The organism is Streptomyces sp. NPDC090108, from assembly GCF_044747185.1.
Classification (GTDB): Bacteria; Actinomycetota; Actinomycetes; order Streptomycetales; family Streptomycetaceae; genus Streptomyces.
On the sequence record NZ_JBIVDQ010000002.1, the window covers coordinates 660,829 to 678,859 of the forward strand.

An 18,031-nucleotide genomic window follows, 5' to 3' on the forward strand; every position below is an offset into this window, starting at 1 on the left:
GTGGCTGCTGACCGGTGCGCGGGGTGAGATCCACGGACTGAACTGGACGGGCCGTCACATCGCCGGCATCGACGTGACGACCATCGGTGACGTCGTCGAGGAGAACGGGACCGTGTTCCGCTTCTCGGCCCGGCGTCCTCCGTGGTACGAGGGCGGGATCCCGCCCTATGTCGTCATGGCCGACGGCGACCACTCGCACGTCAGGATCCCGGACGTCAGCGGGACGGTCCACCGTGTGCCGGCGGACGTGGTCGGCGAACTCCTCAACCGCGCCACCGGACCGGACACGCTTTCCGCGCAGGTTCCCGTGCTGCTGCTGGTGCCCGGCGTCGGAGCCGGAACGGTGAAGCTGCCGCGCAGGGTCGCGGATCTGACCGGGCGACGCACGTGGTCGACCAACGGCGGCCTCGTCTACACGCAGAACCCGGGTCAGCCCCTGTCCCTCTCCACACCGATGGGAGGGGCCGCCCAGAAGAGCGTCTGGATCCCGTCCGATCCCGGGCTGTCCGAGGAGTCGTTCGAGGACGGCACTGCCGAGCCCTGGTGGAACGAGGTGTCGTCGACGACCCTTGTCGCGGACGACGGCCGCCGCGTGTCCGGCAGGATCTCGTTCCCGCCGGACGAACTGATGAGGCGCAGCCACTCCCAGGGCTGGAACTCGGCGGACGTCGTGAGCGTCCACATGCCCACGTTCAAGCCCGCGGAGCCATACCCGCAGACGCCCACTGCCCCGACCGACGACTACAACATGACGGCGCACGGGGGTCCGGGCTACATCGACTTCGGCATGGCGAACGGCGTTTTCCGGACCACGGACGGGCCCGCTTCGGGCCGGTGGATCGCGAGGCGGCCCAGCCTGAACCGGAAGCCCGCCTCCGCTGCCGTCAATCTCGACTCGTGTTTCGGCGCGTCGGCCGCCGGGACGGTCCGCCCCGGCCCCCTGTCCGGGGTGACTCCGCCGTTCGTGGCCGATCCGTTGCACGACGATCACCAGCCCGTGGCGCAGCATGTGGCCAACGAAGCAGGCAGGCGGGTGCGCGCCGGTACCACGGTCATGGGACAGATCGAGACCTGGCGTGTGATCTACAGCGATCACCGGGGTCGCCCCGGCGCCCTTCGCGAGTTCATGCCCGAGCCGGCCGGCGAGGAGCTGGCGAGGCGCGCCCGCGTCGCGGGCCTCCACCGCGGGTCAGGATCGCCCACCGAGGCGACACGGGGAAGGGCCCTGCGCCTGGTGCGGGCGCTGCGGCTGGCGTTCGGCCCGGACATCGACACCCATCCCTCGTACACCCGGCTTCTCGGGTCCCTGGGTTCGCTGGACCGGATGTGGGCGGCCGATCCGCGGCTGCGCCGCTTCGGCCCGTTCACCATGGATCTGTTCGACCACCTGACCGGAGCCGCACGCCCGGGGCCCGACGACTACCGGGATCTGCTCGCCCAGGTGACGAGGACGGTGGCATCGGCCGACGCCCGCGATCTCAGCCTGCGGTCGCCGCTGCTGGGGCGGACCGCCGATCTCCTGGACCGGGTCCCCGACCTCGACGCGGAGATCGTCCGCACCCTGCGGCTTGCCCGGGGCCCGGGCGGGTACGACGCCGTGATCGTGGGTGACGCGGAGCGGTCACGGTTCTTCTGGGCCACGGCGAAGACCCTGTCCTGGGAAGCGCGGGCCGCCACCGACCTGGCGGTGCTCGGCGCCCGTGTCCTGCACGTGGAACAACTGGAGCCGGCACACCGGGAGGAACTGCTCCTCACCGTCGCCCAGGCGGCCGCGGACGGACGTGACCTGGATGATGTGGAGCAACTCGCGGCATTCCACCTGGAGATCCTCGGCGCGTTCGGCGAGGGCACGGCACTGCGCGGGGACGACGGCAGCGTCACGGGCCGCAACTGGGCGAGTCCTGGGACCGACGTACGGATCCGTGCGACCGGCCTCGACGTACTGGAGGCGCAGCCCGGCGGCGCCGCCATGGTGAGTACGCAGGTGGCTCCCTGGGAGGGCACCGGTCTCGGTGGGCCGTTCTTCGTCTGGGCCGACGGCGGTCCTGACCATGTGCTGCTGCGACTGCCCGGTGGGAACCACCGAGTTCCCTACGGGGAGCTCGGCGAGCTGCTCGGCTGGGATCCCGAACTCTCCCGCCACACGTTGCAGCTCAGGGATGTGGTCCTGATCGTCCCCGAGGCCGGGGGCCGCGCGCACCTGGGCGGAGGAGTGCACACCCGACTGGTCGGGCTCGTGTCCGACCGCACCGGGCGCGCCGTTTGGGCGCCGTCGCGCCAGGCCACTCTGGGTGACCGGGGCACCGACCCCGCCGCCCCGCGTCCTGTGACGCTCGCGGCGGGGAACGGCGCGGCCGTCGAGGCGTGGACCGCGTCGTACCCCGTCTTCCCAGACGCACCTGTTCCCATCGGGTCCCGTCCCTCGAGCCCGTCGGAAGGGTCCGTGACGGTCACGGCCGGCACTCCGCCGGCTCGGCAGGGTTCCCCGGTGCTGTTCGGCCCCGAGGCCGCGGCCGCTCCGCGGAAGGGCGGTCGAGTCGCCCTCCCGGCGGTCGGTGAGGCCGGCTCGCTGGTGGGCGTGCCGCACGGCACCGCGTCCGCGGTGCAGCGTGGGGTGGCCGCGCGTCTGGGCGACGACGCCTGGTGGGCGGTGCGCGGGGAGGCGCTGCCGGAGCGGCGGGTGCACCGGTGGATGAACCCGGTGTCCAAGAGCCGCGACGCGCGGGGCCGTCCGGCACAGACGACGGTCAACGCCTCGTTCGACGTGCGGCGTTTCCGGTACGGAGGGGAGGCGTACACCGATCTGGAAGTGCGGGTGGCGTTCCGCAACGCCGTCTCGTTCTCCGGTCCGGAGGTGAACCGGCTGTGGGAGCGCATGGGCTGGGGCATCGAGCAGGTGTTCAACGCGCCCGGGCACCGTCTGCCCAACGGTGATCTGCTGCACGTGACACCGGTGCTGGTGCCTTTCGGGCCCGGGAGCGGCGTGCACTGGGTCGCGGAGCTGTTCGGCACCGGGTCGGGACAGCCGGTCTCCCACCACCGGTTGCGCGTCGACATGTCGGCGCGGGCGGCCGTGCACGAGTTCGGGCATCAGTTGGGTCTTCCGGACGAATCGCGCCGGTCGGGCGAGCCGGACTCCCGTCTGCACGTGCCGGGCAGCCTCATGGGGGTGTACACCGAGCCCGTCGACCCTGAGACCGCGGCCGTCGAAGGCCCGGGCCAGGAACTGGCCGGTGGCGGACTCGCCCAGGGCGGCCTGCGGGACCGGTATCTGCGCCGGCTGGAGCGGATCATCGGTGACGTTCCGCTGCCCGCGGAGTCGGCGGCAGCGCCGGCGGATCCGGTGGCAGAGCCGGCGATTCCGACGACCTCCGACGTCGGCACCGCGTCCGCGGGGACCGACCCGCACTGGGTCGGCGGCGATCCGAAGGCACCCGAAGGCATCCGGAGCGCGCTGGACCTGGACCCGTCGGCCCCGGCCCAGCGGACGTCCCGCGACCAGGTGGGCCTCATACCCGAGATGGTGATCCGGCGACTGGCCTCCGGCCGGTCCGCGCTGCCGTACCGGACCAGTGACGTGACGGGTGGCACGGCAGACCCGGAGCGGGGTGGGGCGGCATTCCAGATCGCCATCGACTTCCACGCCAGGGACGGCCTGGACGAGCACGAGATCGTGGACCGACTCGCGGCCGTCCTGGGCGCGATGCGCGTCCAGGGGTTGTCCCGTCAGGTCTTCCCGCAGTGGGGAGTCTCCTCCGGCTGGCAGATCACCCCGCCCACCGATCTCGAGACCCTGCAACTGATCTCGCCGTGGCTGAGGGACACCGAGTCGGACTGGCACGGTCTGCGGACGGTGCTGTCCCTGATGCGGAAATCCGGCGACTTCACGCCCTTCTCGTGGGGGGCGGCCCGTGTCCGGGTGAGCGTCCCGGGTGGAGTGAGCGAGGCCGAGCAGAAGGTGCTGGCGGACGTGGTTCGTGGCCACCAGGACGTCCTGTTCCGGCTGGCGGCCGACCCGGAGACCGGCCACGGCCCCCGCCATGTGCGGGCACTGCCCGCCCCGGACCACCTGACCGGTCCCGCGGCCGGACTGCTCCCGGTCGATCCACTCATGGCCGTGCGCCAGGCCGGTGCGGGTTCGCCCCATGTCGATTTCGCGCTCTGGACCGCGTCGTTCGACGAGGGGCTGCTCCAGGCCCGGGTGGTGCTGTCGCTGGGCCTGGTGAGCGGGGCGAGGCGACTGGCCCAGCACCCGTCCTGGCACCCGCCGGTCCCGCAGCCGCCCGGGACCCACGCGGGCGTGACGCAGATCCGGGCGAGCGCTCCCGGCACGCAGGCCGTGTTCCGGCTGGACGACCCTGCCGAGACCACGGGCCTGGGGTCCCTGCTGAACGCGACCCTGCTGCGCCCGTCCGACCGCACCGTGGTCGGCGGACTGTTCGCGATGACACGATGGTTCGGCGGCGCGACCGAGCAGGTGCCGGGTTCCGGCGCGGAACTCGTCCCGCAGGGCGTGCCCGGCCTGGAGGACCTGGTGCCCCTCGGCCGTCTCGTCCTGGCTCCGCAACAGGGTGGCCTGGTCTTCTCCGACAGGGACGAACGGAACGAGGCCGAAGAGGCCGACGTCGTCCGGGCCGCGCGGGAGTCCTTCGGCCGGAGCGACGCGTTCGTGCTGCGTCCGATGCGGGTGACGCAGTCCTCGCCCTCGCGCCCCCTGGTCGACAGCGCGGCGGGACCACGCGTCCTGACCGCCGAGCAGATGGGTGCTCTGCTCCGGTGGGCGGGCTGGACGGTGGAACAGCCGCTGGTCATCCCCTGGTTTGAGTCGGCCGCGTGGAGCGAGTGGGAGTGGCCGCTCGCGCTGTCCGCCGTACTGGGACGCCCCGTGTACCTGGACGTCGGCGGCTACGGGATGCCCGCGGGCGCTCTGCGCCAAGCGGACCTGTTCGTTCCCCGCGACCAGGTTCCCGCCGGGCTCCCGCTCGTGACGGACGGTGCGGACGAGGTGGCGCTGCCCCCGGGTTCGTGGTTGCGGGTGGCGGCCGAGGGCGTGCCGCTCCAGGACGGTCCGTTCTCCTGGCCGGCCGGCACCGGTTTCGTCCCGTACCGGCCCGCCCTGCCGTTCCTCGCCTGGCCGCCGAACCGCGGTGGCCAGGCCACGGACGCGTCGCTGGAGCATGAGCGCGATGTCCGGACCACCGGCTTCGACGCGCCCGGTCCGCGGGTCGTGGACGCCGACGCGGTACTTCGACAGGCGCTGGAGGACCTGCTGCCGTCCGGGGCGCCGGCCCCGGCGGAAGCGACCGGCGCGCACGCCCGCCGGTGGTGGCCGAAGGGGCACGAGACGGCGCACGAGGACGTCGAGGCGGTCGTGGAGGAGATCGCGCTGGCGTTCGCCGAGGGGCGTCCGGCCCTGCCGTACTTCCTCGAGGACGCGACCGGCGGCCTGGCCGATCGGTACAGAGGCGGACTGACCTTCGGTCTGGAGATCGAGTACAGCCTCACGGAAGATCCGGCCGCAAGTGTGTCGGACCGGAACGAGGCCATACTGGCCGACCTGCGAAGGGCGGGGCTGATCCAGCAGTCGGGCATCCTGGGGCACAGCAGCGCGATGAAGTCGGGTTACAGGGAAGCCCGGGACGGCTGGGTCCTGGAGAAGGACAGCTCCGTGTCGGGACTGGAGCTGGTCTCGCCGATCGCGCGGGACACCCCGGAGTTCTGGGCGGACTTCCGGGAGGCGTTGCGGATCATCCGCTCGCACGGTGGGGTGGCGGGCGCCGAGACCGGCGGGCATGTGCACGTGGGCCTGCGGCAGTTCGGCAACGACGTACGGCGGCACACCGCCTTGTGGAAGGTGTACCGGTCGTTCCAGGACGTCCTGGTCAGGCTGGGGACCAACCCGCGTCTGGGACAGCACCGCGGATCCCACTTCGCCCACGTCGCGGTCGAGCCCTCGGAGGGCTACACGATGGTCGGGGACGTCATCCCCGGGCGGAAGTACTCCGCGCTGAACTTCATGTCCGTGGCGGGTGTGGGCTCCGACCACGTGGAGTTCCGGGTGAAGGACGGCTCGCTGGACGAGGCGGAGTGGCAGGCATGGATCAACGCGGTCCTGGGGCTGACCCACTTGGCGTTGCGCGAGGGTGGGACCTCATGGCAGGCACCCGCGCCGGTGCTGCCGGGCACGCATGCCGGAGTGGTGCAAGCGGTGCGGGCGACCGGACCGGAGGGACTGCGGGTCTTCGACGCCGGGCTCGCGCACGAGAGCACCGGTGTGCGGTCGCTCGTGGACGCCGTCTTCTGGCGGCAGGACATCAAGAACCAGGTGCTGGGACTGTTCCAGCTCAACCCGTGGTTCGGCGGCCTCGCGGGGCAGGAGCCGGGGCCGGACAACTGGCTCGTTCCCGCCGAGCTGGACGGCCTCGACGACCTCGTTCCCCTGGCCCGGCTCATAGCCGTTCCGGGAGACGACGGGGCCTCCCTGGCACCGGGCCACGACGTCGCCCCCGACGAGGTGCCCGGCTACCTCGACAATCTCGCCGAGTTGTTCGGCCGCCGGCACGATCCCTTCTCCGTGGTGCTCAAGACGGACACGGACCCGTCCCTGCCCCTCGTGTACGGAAGAGGGGGACAGGCCGCGGTCCACCCGGCGGCTTTCGCGAGGCTGGTGCGGTACCTGGGTTTCTCGCCCGGGCAGTCGCTGGTGCTCGTGGCGATAGGGAACATGCTGCACGAGGCCGGGCTCCTGTGGCTGCGTGAGCTGGCCGGCACGCTCGGCCGGCCGGTCCACGTGCTGTTCGACGGGCAGGAGCTGGGAGGCGACGACTCGGCGTCGCACGACGGCGACCCCTTCGTCCAGCGCTTCCTCACCGAGGACGGGACCGAGCTGGACATTCTGGGCGAGGAGAGCCCGGCAGAGGTCTTCGGATGGGTACGGGTCCTGCCGCGCGATCTCGGGGTGCCGGACGGCGCCTGGCCGGCCGGCACCCGGTGGGAACCGGACGAGTCGCAGCCGGCCGCGGCCTCGGACGAGGCGATGGACGTCGACGAGGACGGGCCGGCCCAGCACGCCTGGGACCCGATGGACACCGATGAGAACGGTCAGGACTGGTACGGCGGGGATCCGATGGCCCCGGAGGCCGACCAGGACACGTACGCGCCCGAGGCCCTGGAGCAGGGTTCCGGACCGATGCCCGCCGCGGGAGCGGCGACCGGGCCGGAGGCCGTGGAGGCCGCTGCCCGCGCGACGGCGGACCGGCTCGTGCGGGGTGAGCCGGCGGTGCCGTACATGACGCGTGACGCGACCGACGGCATGGCCGATCCGGCACGGGGTGGTCTGCGGTTCGGTGTCGAGATCGAGTTCGATCTGCCGCTGGACCTGACCGACGAGCGACGTGCCGAGGTCTACCAGGACATCGTCGACGACCTCCGCGACGCCGGGCTGACGGAGCAGGACCGGATCGGCTCGTACCACGGGGCGCGGGACAACGGTTACCGCGGCTGGTTCCTGGAGAAGGACCCGACCGTGACCAGCGGTGCCGAACTGGTCTCGCCGCAGTTGTACGACAGTGAGGACACGTGGACCGCCCTGCGCACCGCGGTACGCGCGATCCGTGCCCGTGGCGGTGTCGTGACGACGCGGACCGGTGGCCACGTCAACGTCAGCAGTGGGCATTTCGCCGATGACAGCGAGCGGTACGAGGTGCTGCGCGCACTGTTCACCGGACATCAGGACGAGTTGTTCCGCTGGGCGGCCCACCCCGCTTCGGGCGCCCACCGAGGCACGAAGCACGCGAGGCCGCTCGGCGAGCGGGAGCTCGGCGGCTACCTGGGCACGTGGAACGCGCGCAGTGGGGTGCGGGACGACGCGCTGAGCTTCGAGCACGTCGAGGGTGCGGCCGACGACCACGTGGAATTCCGGCTGTGGGACGGGAGCCTGGACGAGGCAGAGATCCAGACGAGGGTCAAGCTGTCGCTGGGGCTCGTGGACGCGGCGGCACGCCTTACGCTCGATCAGGTGCGTGGGCTGCCCCGCCATGAGGAGGTGGGAGCGCACGCGGCCGTCGTACAACAGGTTCTCAGGGGGGCTGACGGCACGGGCACACCGGCGGTCTTCGCCCCGGACGCGGCGGAGCTCACCGCGCGGGCGCGTGCTCTGCTCGACATGTTCTTCCGGCGGGACGCAGACATCGACCAGGCGTTGAGCCTGTTCTCCGTGACGCCGTGGTATGGCGGCCGAGGTGCCAGGTCGGCCGACGACCCAGCGACGGGGCTCGTCGATCCGGCGGGAATCGCGGGACTTGAGTCGCTGCGCGACCTCGGCAGCGTCTTCGTCAGGCGGATGCCCGGTAGTGCGGTGTTCCGGAAGACCGAGGCGGTGACCGACCGGGGTGAGGAGACCGTCACGGCACAGCTGCGCCGGTCGCTGGATCGAGCCACGGCGCTTCGGCCGCGTGAGGCTCCCGGCCACGCGGACGCGTTCGTGGCACTGGTCGAACTCGCCCGGCACCGTGGGCAGTACCGTCCTCACGCGTTCGGGTTCGCCGGCGACCGGTATCTGGAGGTGGCGGACGCCGCGAGGCTGCTGCCCGCCCTGGGATGGAACCCGGGAACACCCCTGGTGGTCGCCGATCCGGTCGAGGACACCAGGGCCGGGCTTGTCGCATGGGCATCGGAGCTGGCATCCGAGCTTCGGCAGCCGGTGTATGTCCCGGCGTCCCCGAGCGGGGGCGAGGACATCGAGATGCCGGGGAGTGTGTTCCTGACACCTGGCGTCGAGGCCTTCGGCCCGTCCGGTCCGCTCGCCACGGGCGAGGGTGCGCTCGCGCCGTCCGGTGAGTTGATGGCGTTCCCGGCCGACATGTGGTTCAAGCTGTCGCCCCGGGGTGTTCCCGGAGACGCGGCGGAGCCGGCGAGTCCGGCGGTATGCAACCAGGCCACCGGAGCCGAGCCCACGCTGCGGCTCCGGCTGGAGGCGGACCCGTCGGCTGCTTCTTCCGTTGCCGGCACCTCCGCGGGGGCCGTCCCCGCGCCGTGGTCCGCGGCGGCCGGCTCGGCCTCCGGCGTGTCCGCCGACCCGGCGGCCTCGGCGATCGCCGGACTCAATCTGGAAGCGCTCCCGCGGGGAGAGCGTGCCGTGCCGGGTGAAGGACGTGTCACCGGTACGGCCGATGCCTTGGACGACGGGTCCGTGACGGATTCGGTGGTCTCTGTTTCCTCCGCGCCGGGGCAGGTGCTGCCGTCCGCGTCGGGTACGGGTCTGCGGATGTCCGGACTGGGACAGGCGGACTGGGAGCGGTCTGTGCGGGAGGCACGGGCCGGGGTGCCGGGTGTGCGGGTGGACACGGAGCGGGTGGAGTTCTCCACGCCTGTCACGTCCGTCGGGGAGTTGCGCAGGGGATTGGTCCGTTACGACCTGCGGCGGCTGCGGATGCCGGGTGTCGTGGTGCGCGATCACACGGTCCGGGTGGTGCTGCGTCCTGGTGGGACTGCTGCCGGTGCGGGTGAACCGGTGTCGGCCGCGCATCTGGGAGAGGTGGAACAGCGATACCGGGATGTCGTGACCACGTTGAACGAGCAGGCACGACTGTTGTCCGGGGCGGGGAACGGCGTGGGCCTCCGTGAGGGGGGTGCGAGCGGTGATGCGTTCCACTACACGGTGGAGTTCGTCGCCGACGCCGCGGATCGCGCGGGCGACGGTGTCGCTCCGCCGCACCTGGCGATCGTGGTGGAGTCGGCGGGGACTCCGGTGACGCAGAACCACTGGCCGTCGGACATCACCGATGCGGAGATCGCTCACGAGATCCTGCACGGCCTCGGCGTGCTGCACGGCGACGGTGGTCTCATGTCCGCCACCGTGTCCTTGGGAGAGCTTCCATCGGACGCGCTGCGGGCCGAGCACGTGAGGGCCATCGAGCAAGTGGCCGCCACGCAGGTCGAGATTCCCGCCCCCTACGATCTCTCGCTTCCGCCCGTGACTGGGCCCAGCCGGCCGACCGCGCAGGACGAGCGCGCGTGGTACGGGGACAGGGACGACACCGCCACGTGGACGCTTGCCGCACCCAAGCGGCGGGCGGAGACTCCACTGGAGCGGACCGGTCGTCGGCCTTCCGTGCGGGGTGCGGCAGAGGCGGATCGGCCGCAGGCCGCCGAGCCCGGGGTGGCGTCCGGCAGGGAGGGCAGTAGTGCCGAGTCCGGCCGAGGGGGCGGCTGGGCGGCACGGCCGGCGGAGCTGGCTGCCGATATCGTCGGAAGACGCGCCGCGTTGGTCGCATTCCCCGAGAATCCTGCCGTCGTCGCTGAGTACCGCGCAGCCTTCGAGGCACTGGACCAGGCGCTGGTCGCCATGGGGGATGACGTCTACAGCAGCCCTGCCGATGAGCAGGCTGCCCGTAACCTGCGCGCTGCCCTCACGTACTACGTCGGCTACGGGAACCTTGCTGTTCCGCCGGACACGACGGTGGCTGTGGACGGCGAGGAGGTCGACCTGGGGGAATGGCTGCAACAGATCGGTGAAGCCGGCGGCCTCCACGCGGACCGACTCTGGGCCATGCCGTTCCTGACGGCATGGGGCATGGACTGGGGCGAGGATCACCTGCCTGGAGGAGACGCCGCGGAACCGGCTCCTCCCGGCGGGAGCCCGGCGGCATCCGGCAGGCAGGCCGGCCTCGGCCGGAACAGCGCCCCCACAGCCGGACGGCCGGAGTTGGGCGATGCCCACAGTGCGGACACGGCGCTCGGGACGTCCGAACACCAGCCGGCCGCTGTCGGCGACGTCGTCGGGGATGCGCTTTCCCAGCCGCTGCCGTCAGAACGTGTTCTGCCCGTCCGGGGTTCCGAACCGCCGGACCTCTCCGGGCCGGTACGGTCCGACGAGGTGAGCCGGTCGTCGCGCGCCGGAAACCGCAGGCGGCGCAACGTCACGGAACGTCAAGCACGCGAGCTGCAAACGTTGGCTGAACAAGTGGCCACTCCCTCTGCCCTCCGGGGTACTCAAAGCCAAGAAGCCGGCAGCGCCGTCCTCGCGCTCCACAAGGCGCTGGCTCGCATCCAGACCGACACGAGCTACTTGGCCGCCGATCGGGGAGCGGCCCGGAATCTGCGTGCGGCCCTTGCCCATTACGCGGCCGCAGGGCACTTGGACGCTTCCCAAGGCCATCGGGAGTCTGTGGACGGCGAGGAGGTGAACCTGAGTACTTGGCTCAACAATCTACGCAGCCATGCACTGGCAGAGGGCCGGAAGTGGGTGAAGCCGGTTCTGGATGCCTGGAGTATGCGTTGGCTGCCGGATCCTGCGACGTCTGGTGGTGATGGTGGTCGGAGTATTGCCGCCGTCGGCGGTGGTCTGACGGATGCTCTGCCGGGGCTTGCTGCTCAGGTGGTTGCTGAGGTCTCTGCGCGGCGAGCGGTCGGGCTTGGTCAGTATCCGGCAGAGCATGCCGAGGGCCGGGGGCCCGGTGAGGCTGTCGCCGCCCTGGACGAGGCGTTGACCCGCGTCCAGACCAACCCGCACGGCAGCGTTGCCGATCGGCGTGCTGCCGGGAATCTGCGTGCCGCCCTGGTCTACTACGCCGACAACGGACACTTGGCTGTCCCAAGTGCCAGGCCGGTGAACGTGGACGGCAAGGACATCGACCTGAACAAGTGGCTGCACAACCTCCGCGTCCAGGGTCTGACAGAGGGGCGGGAGTGGGTGAGGCCGCTTCTGGACGCGTTTGGCATGCAGTGGGAGGTACATGGCCAGGATCGGGTCGTTCGTGGTGGTGGCAGTGATCTGATGGGCGCTCTGCCGAGGTTTGCTGTCGAGGTCGCCGTACGGCGTGGTCAGGACCTCGCGGATCCTGCTGTGAACCAGGGACTCGATGAGGCTGTCGCCGCCCTCGACCAGGCGCTGACCCGTATCCATGAGTACCCGTACCACGCCGATGCCGATCGGCAGGCTGCCTGGCATCTGCGGGCCGCCCTGGTCTACTACGCCGGCAACGGGCATCTGAACGCTCCGCGGAGCAGAACGGTGCGCGTGGCCGGCGAGGACGTGAACCTGGGTGAGTGGCTGCATACCCGCCGCAACCGTCCCTTGGCAGAGGGCCGGGAGTGGATGAGGCCGGTCCTGGACCCGTGGGGTATGCGCTGGTGGAGAGCTCAGGCACCGGCCGGGAGCGAGGTGGGGGCGGTCGCTTCTGCGGGGGACAGCGCGATGTCCGGTAATGCGGGCGGTCAGGTCGGCCTCGGCCGGGACAGTGACCTGACTGCCGCGGGATCGGAGCCGGCCGGCGTCTTCGGTGTCGACATGACCGTCGGTTCTCCAGGTCAGGACCTGGCGGCTCCGGGCGATGACTTCTTGGACGTGCTTTTCCCGGACGGCGGTCCGGCCGGTGGGGATATGGATCTGATGGGCGGGTTGGATATGTCGGCCGTGGAGGGCGGCTCGATGGACTGGTTGGGCGTGTCGGGTGGCCTGCTGGAGTCGGATCCGGCCGTGCCGCCCGTCCAGGGCGCCGAGTTGCCGGGTATTTCCTGGCCTGCCTGGCCCGAGGAGGTGAGCCGGCTGTCGCCCGCTGGAGAGGAGGTGACACAGGTCCCGCTCAGTGGCGACGCCGACCTGCAAGCACTTCCCGTCGACGCGTTCGCGCAGGAATCCATGACGGGGGAGCACCGATCCTGGATCGACTACCTGGACGAGATAGAGGCAGAGGTCTGGGATGCGGGAGGCGGCCAAGAGGGCCTGTTCGACGGTGGCGAATTTCCGCCTCAGGAGCAGACCGCGCCCCGTCCGCGACGAAGGCGCGCGCAGAACAGCGAAGCACGCAGGTGGACCGATGTCACGGAACGTCAGGCACGTGAGCTGCAGACGTCGGCCGAACAAGTGGTCGCCGCCTATACGGACAAGGGTCCTCGAAGCCAGGAAACCACCACTGCCGCCGCCGTCCTCGACGAGGAGCTGTCGCGCATCCAGACCGGCCGGGATTACTCGCCCGACGCTCGTCGTAGCGCCCAGAATCTGCGTGCCGCCCTGGACTACTACGCTGCTGAAGGACACCTGCACGCCTCACGAAGCACAAAGAGGCGCGTGGATGGCATGGACGTGAACCTGGGTGAGTGGCTGAGATCCATGCGTAAGCCAGACCTTCGCAGAGGTGTGACCCGGCTCTGGGTCGATCCGGTGATGGACGCATGGGGTATGCGCTGGGGACCGGGTTACGTGCCCGCTGGAGGCGGGACGGGTACGGCCGCAGGTGAGAGGGAGCCTGACACGTCCGGTGGTGATGGTGGTCGGAGTGTTGCCGCCGCCGTCGGCGGTGGTCTTATGGACGTTCTGCCGGGGCTTGCTGCTCAGGTGGTTGCTGAGGTCTCTGCGCGGCGAGCGGTCGGGCTTGGTCAGGATCCGGCGGAACGTGCCGAGGGCCAAGGGCCCGGTGAGGCTGTCGCCGCCCTCGACGAGGCGTTGACCCGCGTCCAGAGCAGCACGCACGGCAATGAGTTCGACCGGCGTGCTGCCCAGCATCTGCGGGCCGCCCTGATCTATTACACCGCCGAAGGAGACTTGAACGCCCCACGAAGCCGAACGGTGCCCGTGGACGGCAAGGACGTGAATCTGGGCACCTGGCTGAACAACCTCCGTATCACCGGCTTGGCAGCGGGCCGGAAGTGGATGAAGCCGGTTCTGGACGCCTGGAGTATGCGTTGGCTGCCGGATCCTGCGACGTCTGGTGGTGATGGTGGCAGGAGTGTCGCCGCCGTCGGCGGTGGTCTGACAGATGCTCTGCCGGGGCTTGCTGCTCAGGTGGTTGCTGAGGTCTCTGCGCGGCGAGTGGTCGGGCTTGGTCAGGATCCGGCGGAACGTGCCGAGGGCCGGGGGCCCGGTGAGGCTGTCGCCGCCCTGGACGAGGCGTTGACCCGCGTCCAGACCAACCCGCACGGCAGTGATGCCGATCGGCGTGCCGCCCGGAATCTGCGCGCCGCCTTGGCCTATTACGCAGATGAGGCCCACTTGGATGTTCCCCAATCCCAACCTGTGCCTCTGGACGGAAAGGAGGTGAAACTGGGGCTTTGGGTGAGACGCCTCCGCGTCGACGGTTTGCGGCCGGCCCAGGAGTGGGTGAGGCCTGTCCTGGATGCCTGGGGTATGCGCTGGGGTTCTGTGCCGGACGGCGGTCCGGCCGGTGGGGACATGGATCTGATGGGCGGGTTGGATATGTCGGCCGTGGAGGGCGGCTCGATGGACTGGTTGGGCGTGTCGGGTGGCCTGCTGGAGTCGGATCCGGCCGTGCCGCCCGTCCAGGGCGCCGAGTTGCCGGGTATTTCCTGGCCTGCCTGGCCTGAGGAGGTGAGCCGGCTGTCGCCCGCTGGAGAGGAGGTGACGCAGGTCCCGCTCAGTGGCGACGCCGACCTGCAAGCACTTCCCGTCGACGCGTTCGCGCAGGAATCCATGACGGGGGAGCAGCGATCCTGGATCGACTACCTGGACGACATGTGGGCAGACGACGGTGCGCTGATAGCCCCCCTGGACGATCTGCTCGACAGCTTCGACTTCTTGCTGCAGGAGGAAAATCCACTGCCCTTGCGGACCGGCAGTACCGAGGACGGAACGCCTGGCGGGCTGCGTGAGGTCACGGGAGATCAAGCAAGCGAGCTGCAGAGGCTGACTGAAGCGGTGGTCGCCGCCTTTCGGCCGGGGGATGCCGAGAACGAGGGAATGCGTGCAGCCGCCGCCGCTCTCGACCAGGCTCTGGCGCGTGTCCAGGACAGCCAGGGCTACGCCGACGGCGACTGGCTGACTGCCTTGAATCTGCGTGCCGCCCTTGTCTATTACGCCGGTGAAGGACACCTGGACGTTCCCCGAGGCCGGCAGGTGACTCTGGGCGACGAAGAAGTGAACCTGGGCGAGTGGCTGCACGACCGCGGCGTCGACGGTCTGGTGACGGCCCGAGAGTGGGCGAGACCGCTCCTGGCGGCATTGGGCGTGCGTGGGGAAAGGCTTTCCGGGGAGCACCCGATGATGTCCGGTCGTGAGAGCGGCCTGCGCGATCCCGGCCATGTCGACCCCCGGAGGGTCATCCTGTCACGCCTTGCCGTCAACGTCGCTGCACGGCGTGCCCAAGCCGTTCGGCTCGGACAGGACGTCATGGAGAGTGAAGAACTCGGTGAGGCCGTCCAGGCGCTCGATCAAGTGCTGAAGCGCATCCAAACCGCCCCGTATCGCGGGGTGTTCGATCGTGTGGCTGCGGTGAAGCTGCGTGCTGTCCTGGTCTATTACAGAAAATACGGGCACGTGAACGTCCCGTCGCGCGAAACAGTGCCCCTGGACGGCGGGGAGGTGCGCGTCGCCCGTTGGCTGAAGGACCTTCGCTCGAAGAACAATCCAGGAATCCGTGATTGGGTCGCCCCTGTCCTGACGAATCTGGGTATACGCTGGGGGAGCCGTCATCAGTCGAATGGAGACCTGATGGCCGTCCTGTCTGCGCGCGTTGTCGATTTCACCGCGCGGCGCGATGAGGTGGGCGAGGCGGGGGAGAACCTCGTTGGCCCCAGCGGGAGTGAGGAATTCCAGGCAGCCGTCGTGGCGCTCGACAGGGCCCTGGCCGATATTCAGTTCAGTCAGTACCACAGCTTTGCCGACACACGAGCCGCAGTGAACTTGCGTGCGGCTCTGGCCCACTACGTCGACGAGGGGGATGTGAACGCCCCTCGGGGTGCGGTACGTTCCGTGGGCAGCGAGGCGGTGAATCTGAGCAATTGGCTACAGGTTCTTCGTTCCCATGGCCTGGCGGAGGAGCGGAAGTGGGCCGCGCCGGTCCTTGAGGCACTGAGAGTGCGCTGGGGGAGGCGTTACGTCCGCGCTGAAGACGGCACGGCCACGTTCTCCGGGCGCGTAACGGGTCCCGCCGGCGACGTCGGCCAGGCTGGCTCCGGCAGCCGCGACATCCTGCTGACGTCACTGCTGGAACAGGCAGCCATCGTCGGAATCAAGCGCCATGAGGCTCTCGAACTCGGTGAAGAAGCCGGAGACAACAGTCCAATTCGTGAAGCCGTGATGTCACTGCGGACAGCTCTGACGAGGTTCCAGGAAAGTCCTTACCGCAGCACTGCGGACCGATTTGCCGCGATCCAGTTGCAGGCAGCCATCGGCTACTACCTCGGCAAGGGGCATCTGAACGTCCCGACGAACGAAGAAGTACCTCTGGACGGTGGCCGGAGTGTGAACCTGGGCCAGTGGCTTGCGGGATTCCGCCTCAATCGGACTGTCAGTGCGGAAGTCAGGCTCTGGGTCGCTCCGGTCTTGGAAGCTCTGGGACTGCGCGCGGAGAGGATTCGGGCGCGACCGGGCGGTCGGCGGACACGAGTCGCCGCGCAAGGGGCGGGTGCGGACGTCCCTGTCGGGCGGCCGGTGAGAGATCCACAAGCTCCTGTGGGCGACCTGAGGCATCCCGAATGGGACCTCATCGACGAAGAATGGGAACTGATAAAAGACTCTCTCGAGTCAGCGTTCGGGAGTGGCGTGGGACGGCGGGATGTCCGACGCTCTTTCAATGCGGTGATGTTCCGTTTCCGGACCGGCATCAGGCGGGGTGAGGAATTTCCCGTCGGCCGGTACGGCGGTGCAAGTGTCGGTCGGAAACATTTCTATCTGTGGGCGCGGACTGGCGCGTTCTCCGAAATGATGGAAACAGTGACGGAGAATCCCGGAGTGGTGCACCCCGTAGTGGAAGAGGCGTTGTGGGCGGTGTACGAAGCGGCCCAGGACTACTTGAGCCAGAAGATTCTCGACAGCATCCCCCCGACGGTGACAGGTCACGTGCCATCGGGTACGCAAGGAGACCCGGGAGGTGACGGAGCGCTGTGACGGAACCCCTCTCCACACAGCGCCGGCGGTGCTGAAGCACCGGCCGCGCACCCGGACCACCCGCCCGCCCACGACGACTACGCCCCACCCCACGAGGAAAATCGATCATGACGAGCACCACGAGGCGGAATCGCCCCGGCCGGCCGCCAGGGCCGCCTCCCGTCCGTCAGGACGGCACGCCCTACCGCTTCGAGATGGTCCACGACGGCGGCACCTGGCGCACCTTCGGTGACCGGCCGGCCGAGCTGCTCGCGGCGCTGGTGCCCGGATACCCGGGCCCGGACGACCCGGTGGCCGCCGCCAGGGCCCGGATCCGGCACGCGGTCCGTATCCAGGTGCTCGTTCAGGCCGCGGTCAACACCGAGAAGGGCGAGTCCGGTTGCACGCGGGAGCAGCTCGACGTGCTCCGCGGCGACCGGACGCGGCAGCCCGAGGTGGACGAGTGGTCCGCCCCGGTGCCGCTCGTACTCGTCGACTGCTTCTACGCGCCGACCACCGGCATACCCGTCCCGGTGCCGGTACCGCCCGGCGAGATCTGGTGGCTGCGCACGCGTACCGAGTGGGACTACCTGCGTTCGCTGGCGCGGCTCGGTCTCATCGTGCTCGCCGAGCGGTCCGGCACCGGTGAGCCGGCCGCCCCCCACACCGAAGGAGCCTGACCATGCCCGACGATTCCCGGAGCCCGTTCGAGGCCCTGGCCCGCCGCGCCGAGCGGATGAGCCAGGACATCGGCGAAGCCCGCCACCGGATCGAGGAGCTGGAGACCACCGGCTTCGGCGGTGGCGGCCTGGTCCGGGCCACCGTCTCCGGCGAGGGACGGCTGGTCGGCCTGGAGATCGACGTGTCGCTGATCGACCCGGGGGACCCGCAGACGCTGTCGGAGACGGTGATCGCCGCCGTGGACGAGGCCGTACAGGCGATGGCCGCGCGGCGCACCGAGCAGATGTCCCGGGTGACCGGCGGAATCGCCGACATCATCGACCAACTGCACCAGGTGCGTCCTCCCGGCGCACGGGTGGTGCCCAAGGTGCCGGCCCGTCGCCCGGACGGCAGGCCCTCCCGATATCCCACTCCTCCCGACTGGCCCGGCGGCGACGGCCGCTGACAGGCGTCCCCGATCGGGGGCGGAGCGGTGAGGGAAACAGGGGCTACCGACGACGCGACGCGGACTCCTACGGTGAGCAGGCT

Annotated in this window: 3 protein-coding genes (1 of these 3 cut by a window edge); all 3 read left to right on the forward strand. The window is 70.2% G+C overall.

The genetic code is table 11. The features are described from left to right. Positions 1-16,843: the 3' portion of a lonely Cys domain-containing protein gene (locus ACIPRD_RS08055; protein WP_401561071.1), read on the forward strand. It extends 15,107 nt beyond the left edge of the window; only the last 16,843 of its 31,950 coding nucleotides appear in the window; the start codon falls outside the window, past its left edge; the stop codon is at positions 16,841-16,843. A 107-nt stretch (positions 16,844-16,950) separates the two neighbouring features. After that, positions 16,951-17,502 (forward strand): hypothetical protein, encoded by a 552-nt coding sequence (locus ACIPRD_RS08060; protein WP_401561074.1) that lies wholly within the window; start codon positions 16,951-16,953, stop codon positions 17,500-17,502. A gap of 2 nt (positions 17,503-17,504) precedes the next feature. After that, on the forward strand, positions 17,505-17,948 hold the full coding sequence (locus ACIPRD_RS08065) for a YbaB/EbfC family nucleoid-associated protein (RefSeq protein WP_401561076.1): 444 nt from the start codon (positions 17,505-17,507) through the stop codon (positions 17,946-17,948). Positions 17,949-18,031 lie beyond the last annotated feature (83 nt).